This is a genomic window from Streptomyces sp. NPDC056160 (assembly GCF_042268205.1).
Classification (GTDB): Bacteria; Actinomycetota; Actinomycetes; order Streptomycetales; family Streptomycetaceae; genus Streptomyces.
Map to the genome: position 1 here is coordinate 1 of NZ_JBHJUW010000243.1, position 7,052 is coordinate 7,052.

Annotated in this window: 6 protein-coding genes; 3 read left to right on the forward strand and 3 right to left on the reverse strand. The window is 73.5% G+C overall.

Annotated features, from left to right (window positions below; genetic code table 11):
- Positions 1 to 991, forward strand: a 991-nt coding sequence (locus ACFC02_RS40790) for a hypothetical protein (RefSeq protein ID WP_376367795.1), incomplete at its 5' end; no start/stop codon positions are given.
- Between the two features lie 116 nt (positions 992 to 1,107).
- Here ACFC02_RS40790 and ACFC02_RS40795 read toward each other — a convergent pair.
- Positions 1,108 to 1,749, reverse strand: coding sequence for a TetR/AcrR family transcriptional regulator (locus ACFC02_RS40795; RefSeq protein WP_376367797.1), 642 nt, complete (start codon positions 1,747 to 1,749; stop codon positions 1,108 to 1,110).
- Positions 1,750 to 1,987: 238 nt separating this feature from the next.
- Between ACFC02_RS40795 and ACFC02_RS40800 the strand changes: the two genes are divergently transcribed.
- Together ACFC02_RS40800 and ACFC02_RS40805 are read left to right on the forward strand one after the other, a co-directional pair.
- A complete protein-coding gene (locus ACFC02_RS40800) occupies positions 1,988 to 2,869 on the forward strand; it encodes a phosphatase PAP2 family protein (RefSeq protein WP_376367800.1) in 882 nt (293 codons plus the stop codon).
- The gene (locus ACFC02_RS40805) at positions 2,866 to 3,882 is read left to right on the forward strand and encodes a hypothetical protein (protein ID WP_376367802.1); all 1,017 of its coding nucleotides are present in this window, start codon (positions 2,866 to 2,868) and stop codon (positions 3,880 to 3,882) included. Before ACFC02_RS40800 ends, ACFC02_RS40805 begins: the two co-directional genes overlap by 4 nt.
- A 29-nt stretch (positions 3,883 to 3,911) precedes the next feature.
- Here ACFC02_RS40805 and ACFC02_RS40810 read toward each other — a convergent pair whose 3' ends face one another.
- Together ACFC02_RS40810 and ACFC02_RS40815 are read right to left on the reverse strand one after the other, a co-directional pair.
- Positions 3,912 to 4,745, reverse strand: a complete 834-nt coding sequence (locus tag ACFC02_RS40810; protein WP_376367804.1) for a phospholipid scramblase-related protein — start codon at positions 4,743 to 4,745, stop codon at positions 3,912 to 3,914.
- A gap of 52 nt (positions 4,746 to 4,797) precedes the next feature.
- A complete protein-coding gene (locus ACFC02_RS40815; RefSeq protein WP_376367806.1) occupies positions 4,798 to 6,864 on the reverse strand; it encodes a phosphocholine-specific phospholipase C in 2,067 nt (688 codons plus the stop codon).
- Positions 6,865 to 7,052 lie beyond the last annotated feature (188 nt).

Below are 7,052 nucleotides of genomic sequence, written 5' to 3' on the forward strand. Positions count from 1 at the left end.
CGACAGGCCCCCCGCCCCGCCGGCGCAGCCCCCCGCCCCGCCGGCCCAGCCCCCCGCCCCGCCGGCCCACCCGGGCCCGCAGGACGACCCCCACCACGCGATACCCGCCGGCTTCCCGGGCTATCCGGTGCATCCGGGATACCCGGGGCAGCCGCCCGCCCGCTCGCGCCGCGGGCTGCGCACGGGCATCGCCGTCGCGGTGACCGCCGCGGTGCTTGCGAGCATCGGCGTCGGTGTGTACGCGCTGAGCAAGGACGACGGCGGGCGGGCGGACCGTGCCGGTTCCCAGCAGGGCCGGGGCGGGCAGGGCGGCCCCGGTGACCGTGAGGGTTCCGGCGGCGGGCGCGGGCCGTTCGGCGGGCCGGGCGGGTCCGACGGGTCCGACGGCTCGGGGGGCTCCGGTGGGTCCGGCGGGTCGGGCGGCTCCGGCGGCTCCGGCGGCGGTCCGGAGGCGCCCAAGGTCCGCAGCGGTTCGGTGCCCGACGCGGCCAGCGGCATCAGCCTGCCCGTCCCGGCCGGCTGGTACGGCCAGCAGCTCGGCGTGGGCGCCCAGATCACCTCCGACGACAGCTACAAGTGCCCCGGCGACACCTCGAAGTCCTGCACCAAGGGCGGCGCGTACTCGGCGCCCGCGATGGTGCTGGGCACCCGGGGCAGCACCGCCGAGGAGGTCGCCAAGGCCGACATCGCGGCGAACGCCGAGGAGTCCTACGGCGGCAAGACCTACGGGGCGATCGCCTCGCACCAGGTGCTCGCCTCCAAGGCGGTGACGGTGGCCGGGCAGAAGGGCTACCTGGTCCGCTGGAAGGCGGTCACCAGCAAGGGATCCGACGGGCTGGTCGAGTCGCTGGCCTTCCCGTCCCCGGCGCGCCCCGGGCGGCTGGTCGTGGTGCGGTTCGGCGTGGACGCGGACCAGCCGCAGTCGCTGCTCGACGACATCACCAAGGGGATCAAGGTCTCCTCGGGCGGCGGCAGCGGACAGGACGTCTGACGCACCGGCACTGATGTCGGCCGGGCCGGGTCCCGCTCCGCTCCAGAGGGACCCGGCCCGGCCGGGAGTGCGCCGCCCCCGTCCCCACGGTGCGGCGCGCGCAGGTCACCGTCCAGTCATCCCGTGGACGGCGGCCTGAGTCTCGCGGTGAGGCCGAGCGCGGGCAGCACTGCGGCCTCCACGAACCGGACCATGTAGTCCGCGTCCGCGTACGTCCCTTCCAGCACGGGACGGATGCGCAGGACACCGAACATCTGCGCGGGCACGTACGCCACCGCCGGGTTGTCCGCGGCGACCTCCCCGCGCTCGACCCCGCGCCGCAGGATCTCCCGCAGCGCGGCGATCTCCGGCTCCACGAGGGTCTCGCGCAGCGCCTGCTTCAGCTCGGGGTCCTGCATGATCGCGTGGCCGAGCGCCTGAAGGAGCCGGGTGTCCTTGCCGGACCACTCCCCCGCGGCCCGCGCGGCCTGCCTGAGGTCCTCGGCGAGCGAGCCGGTGTCGATGCCGCCGAAGCGCGTGCGCCGGTTCGAGCGCAGGGCGGCCACCACGAACTGCGGCTTGTTCTTCCACTGCCGGTAGAGCGTGGACTTGCTGCAGCGGGCGCTGGCGGCGACGCCCTCCATCGTGACGGCGTCGTAGCCGCACTCGCGGATCTGTTCGAGGACGGCGTCGAAGAACTCCTGCTCACGCTCGGGCGTGATCTTGGAGCGGCGCGAGGCGACAACCGTGTCCGGTCCGTCCGCGGCCTGCGACGTCATCGCTCTTCTCCTCGCTGTCGCTCGTGGTTCGAGTGCGGCTGCAGCCGCTCTCCAGTGTGTCTCGTGCCGAATGTGAGAGACCTCAACCGATACGCCAGTGTACCGGTACTCCACCGTATCGGTACACTGGCGTATCGGTACGATGTCGTATCGATGCTACCGGGGCGGGCACCGCTCCCGTACCGGGCCGGCACACACAACGTCACACACGCACCCACGCACGCGAAGGGGCCGGGGCATGAAATCCCGAAACGAGGCCGCCGCGGCGGAGCCCGCGAGGCCCGCACGGCCCGCGCTCGTGCGCGAGCTGCTGCTCGTCGCGGGGCTGTTCCTCGTCTACAAGGTGGGCCGCCAGCTGGCCGCCGACCACACCGGCGAGGCCTTCCGCAACGCCCACCACGTGTGGAACCTGGAACGGGCGCTCCACCTGCCCGGTGAGGGCGCCGTGCAGTCCCTGCTGCTGCACGGCGACGCCCTGGTGCGCATCGCGAACACCTACTACGCCACCGTGCACTTCCCGGCCACCGTGGGCCTGCTCGTCTGGCTCTACCTGCGCCGCCCGGCACACTACGTCTGGACCCGCCGGGCCCTCGCCGCGCTGACCGCGGCCGCCCTGGTGCTGCACCTGACGTTCCCGCTCGCCCCGCCGCGGATGCTCGCCGCCACCGGCCTGATCGACACCGCCCGCGTGTACGGGCCCTCGGTGTACGGACCGCCCAGGACGGACCACCTGTCGAACCAGTTCGCGGCCATGCCCTCCCTGCACTTCGGCTGGGCGCTGATGGTGGCGATCGGACTGGTCGTCGCCACCCGTTCCCGCCTGCGCTGGCTCTGGCTGCTGCACCCGCTGCTGACCCTGCTGGTCATCGTGGGCACGGCCAACCACTACTGGCTCGACGCGATCGTGGCGACGGCGCTGCTCGGCATCGTCCTCGTGGCGCTCCCGCTGCCGCACGGCCGCTCGGTCGCCGTCGCCCTGGGCCGGCAGCGGCCCGCACCGGCCGAGGAGGCGGAGGACGCCGGAGGGGCCGCAGTCGCCGGAGAGGCCGGAGAGACCGCAGTCGCCGGAAAGGCCGGAGAGGCCGGGGAGAGCAGCACCCTCGTCGGGGCGGTCCGGTGAGCGCCGCCCTGCTCGCCGTGGTCCTCTCGCTCTTCTCCGCCGTGGCCTACGCGGGCGCCGCCGTCGCCCAGGAGCGGCTCGCCGCGCGGTCGGCGGGCGCCGGCGCGCTCGGGCTGCTGCGGCGCGGAGGCTGGTGGTGGTCGGTGGCGCTGAACGGGTCCGCGGCGCTGCTGCACGTGGTGGCGCTCAAGTACGGGCCGCTGACCGTGGTCCAGCCGCTCGGCGCGCTCACGCTGGTGGCCGCCGTGCCCATGGGGGCACGCCTGGCGGGGCGACGGGTCGTCGCCGCCGAGTGGCGGGGCACCGCGTGCACCCTGATGGGGCTCGGCGCGCTGCTCCTGGCCGCGTCCGGGCCCGCGCCGGAGCAGGTGCTGAGCCCCGCCGAGGCACTGGCGGTAGCGGGCGCCACAGCTGTCCTCATAGGAGCGCTGTCACGGCCCGGGGCGCGGCCCGGGCTGCGGCACGCGACCGCGTCCGGTGTCGCCTCCGGAGTGGCGTCCGCGCTCACCCAGACCGTGACCGTGGCCGCCACGGACCACACCGGACCGCTGCTGAGCGCGCGCGTGATCGTCGTGGCGCTGCTGGTCGCGGCGTTCGCGACGGGCGGACTGCTGCTCTCGCAGACCGCGTACCGGGGCGGTCTCGGCGCGCCGCTGGCGGTGGTGACGCTGACGAACCCGGTGGCCGCCGCGGTGATCGGCCTGACCCTGCTGGGCCAGGGGTTGCAGGGCGGCGTACGGGGGGTACTGCTCGCGCTCGCGGGAGCGGCGCTCGCCGCCTGGGGCATGGTCGAACTGTCGCGGGCCGCCCCGCGTCCCGGGCAGGACGCGACGGCGCCGGCGCCGGCCCCCGCGCCCGGGAGGGAGCCCGCGCCCGTGGCCGCGCAGGACGGCGGCGCCGAGGCGCACCCGGTGGCCGCCGTGCTGGCCCTCGAGCCGGGGACGGCCTCCGCCGAACCGCTGCTACTGCCCCGGCCCCGGCCGCCGGGCCCGGAACACCTCACGGCGCTCTGAGGCCCCGCCGGCCGGTCGGCCGGCGGGCGTCAGCCCCAGCCGCGCGCGTCCTGCTTGAGTGCCGTGTCGACGGTCAGCGCCGTCGCCACCACGAGGCTCAGCAGCGGCTCGGGCAGCTGGTAGTGAATTTGCAGGACGTAGTTGTCGGCCGTCGTGTACATCGTCTTGGCCAGTCCCTCCCACGTCTTGGTGATCCGGGCCACCTCGTTGTCGGCGTGGTCGACGATCGCGAAGTTCCAGGCTCGCCAGTTCTCCGCCTTGATCGCGCCGACCTGCTGCCCGTTCGCGTTCATCGCGAAGTTGATCTTGCCGAGGACGTTCTGCTGGACGATCTCGCCGACCTGCGAGCCGTCGGGCCGGGAGACGATCACGCGCGACTTGAGGAACTTCGCGGGGCGGGTGAGCACGAGCTGCGGCTGCCCGTAGCCGTCGCGGATCTCCAGCCGGTGGGTCATGAACTGGTCGATGCTGGAGACGAACCGGACGGCCTTGCGCAGCGCGCTCTGCCCGACCTCGGTGACGGCGCCGATCTGGTTGCCGTTCTGGTCGAAGACCTTGTACTCGTTGGTCAGCTCGATCAGCTTGGCCTTCTGGTTCACCACGAGGACCGGCTCGCTGAACAGGGTGCCGCCGCCGACGCCGCCGGGGGCGACGCCGGCCTGCTGCTGCACCTGCCGCTGCACGCGCGCGTCCGGACCGGCCGGCTGGGCCGGCACCTGCGGCGCCGCCTGCTGGACCGCGGGGGCCTGCTGGGCGGCGTGCGTGTGCCCGGTCCACTGCGCGCCGTCCCAGTAGCGCAGCGTCTGCGCCGCCCCGTGGGGGTCCGGGTACCAGCCTGCAGGTGTGTTCGAATGCGTGGTCACCGGGGCACACTACCGCGAGCCGGCCGGAAAACAACCGCTGTCTGTCCGCAGGTCAGCCGGTCGCGAGCGCGGGGTCGCTCACACCGGGAAGGCCGTTCTCGACATGTCCGGCGAACCGCCGCAGGAAGGACGGATCCGTGCCGGACGTGACGGTGAGGTCGTACCAGCGTCCGCTCGCCGCCAGCGCCACGGTGCGGCGCACCGTGGCGCCCGGCCGGACCCGCACCGTCGTGCGGTCGCCGCCGTAGCCGTTCGCCACCGTCAGGTCCACCGCTCCCGGCCCCTTGTTGGTGAAGGTCAGCTCGATGTCGTCGCCGGCCGGCCGTGCGGTGACCTCGGGGCCGGCCGTCTTCCCCGGACCCTTGAAGGCGCGCAGGAAGCCGTTGGGGCCGTACACGGTCAGGTCGTACTTGCCGCCGGAGTACACGGAGTTCCAGGTGTCGGAGACGGTCTTGCCGGCCTCGGTGGTGTAGGTCCAGGGGCCGTCGGAGCGACTGCCCGAGGTGATGAGGAAGGCGGCCCCGGCCTGCGCGCCGGAGGCGAAGGTGAGGGTGAACTTCCCGGCCGCCACGTCCGCCGAACCGTCCACCACGGGAGCGTACTTGAGCGGGCGGGTGGGCCGCGTGCCGGGCTCCTGGCGGGGCAGGGAGCCCTGGGCCGGCGGGGTCGGCACGTAGTCGGGGTGGCGGGCGTGGTCCGGCGGGGCGTACCCGGCGGTGTCCGGCAGGGAGACGGGCCGGGTGTCCGTGCGGGAGAAGTCGAACGCGGCGGTCAGGTCGCCGCAGACCGCTCGCCGCCAGGGCGAGATGTTCGGCTCGTGCACCCCGAAGCGGTGCTCCATGAACCGGATGATCGAGGTGTGGTCGAACGTCTCGGAGCAGACGAAGCCGCCCTTGCTCCACGGCGAGACGACGATCATCGGCACGCGCTGGCCGAGCCCGTAGGGGCCGGCTGCGTGTCCGGCGTCGCCTTTGAACAGGTCGAGTCCGGCGTCGACCGTGGACAGGCCCTGGTCGGCGGAGTCCGGCGGGAACGGCGGGACGAGGTGGTCGAAGAAGCCGTCGTTCTCGTCGTAGGTGAGGAACAGGGCGGTCTTCGCCCACACCGCGGGGTCGCTCGTCAGCGCGTCGATGACCTGGGAGACGTACCAGGCGCCGTAGTTCGCGGGCCAGTTGGGGTGCTCGGTGAAGGCCTCGGGGGCGACGATCCAGGATATCTGCGGCAGCTTCCCGCCCTTGACGTCGGCCTTCAGCCGGTCGAAGAAGCCCTCGCCCCGGCCCGCGTCGGTCCCGGTGCGCGCCTTGTCGTACAGCGGGTCGCCCGGTGCGGCGCCGCGGTACTGGTTGAAGTACAGCAGGGAGTTGTCGCCGTAGTTGCCCCGGTAGGCGTCGTTGATCCAGCCCCAGCCGCCGGCGGCGTCGAGGCCGTCGCCCACGTCCTGGTAGATCTTCCAGGACACGCCCGCCTTCTCCAGGCGCTCGGGGTACGTCGTCCAGCTGTAGCCCGCCTCCTCGTTGCCCAGGACCGGGCCGCCGCCCTTGCCGTCGTTGCCGGTGTGGCCCGTCCACATGTAGTAGCGGTTGGGGTCGGTGGAGCCGATGAGCGAGCAGTGGTAGGCGTCGCAGACGGTGAACGCGTCGGCGAGGGCGTAGTGGAAGGGGATGTCCTTGCGGGTCAGGTACGCCATCGTCGTACTGCCCTTGGACGGCACCCACTTGTCGTAGCGGCCCCGGTCGAAGGCGGTGTGCCCGTCGTTCCAGCCGTGCGGGAGGTCCTGGACGAAGGCCAGGCCCAGGTCGTCGGCGTCGGGGCGGAACGGCAGGATCTCCTTGCCCGCGCCGTTCGTCTGGTGCCACACCGGCTTGCCGTTCGGCAGCGTCACCGGGCGCGGGTCGCCGAAGCCGCGGACGCCCCGCAGGGTGCCGAAGTAGTGGTCGAAGGACCGGTTCTCCTGCATGAGGACGACGATGTGCTCGACGTCCTCGACGGAGCGGGTGCGGTGGTTGGCGGGCAACGCCGCGGCGCGCTGGATGCTGCCGGACAGCGCGGTGAACGCCGTGGTCGCGCCCGCGATCTGAAGGAAGCGGCGCCGGTTGACCTCGGGGGTGGGTGACGGCATGGGGGGTCCTCTCATCCTCGTGCACGGACGGCCGGAACGGGCGGGTGCTGCGCGCAGCGAGTGTTCCAAGAGGACCGAACGTGAGGGAAGGGTGCGGTGACGCCCATGTGAAAGTCGGGGGTACGGACGTGGATCGCTTCGAGTGAGCCGTCAGGTCGCGCCGCGGGTGCGCCCGGTGCCCGTTGCCG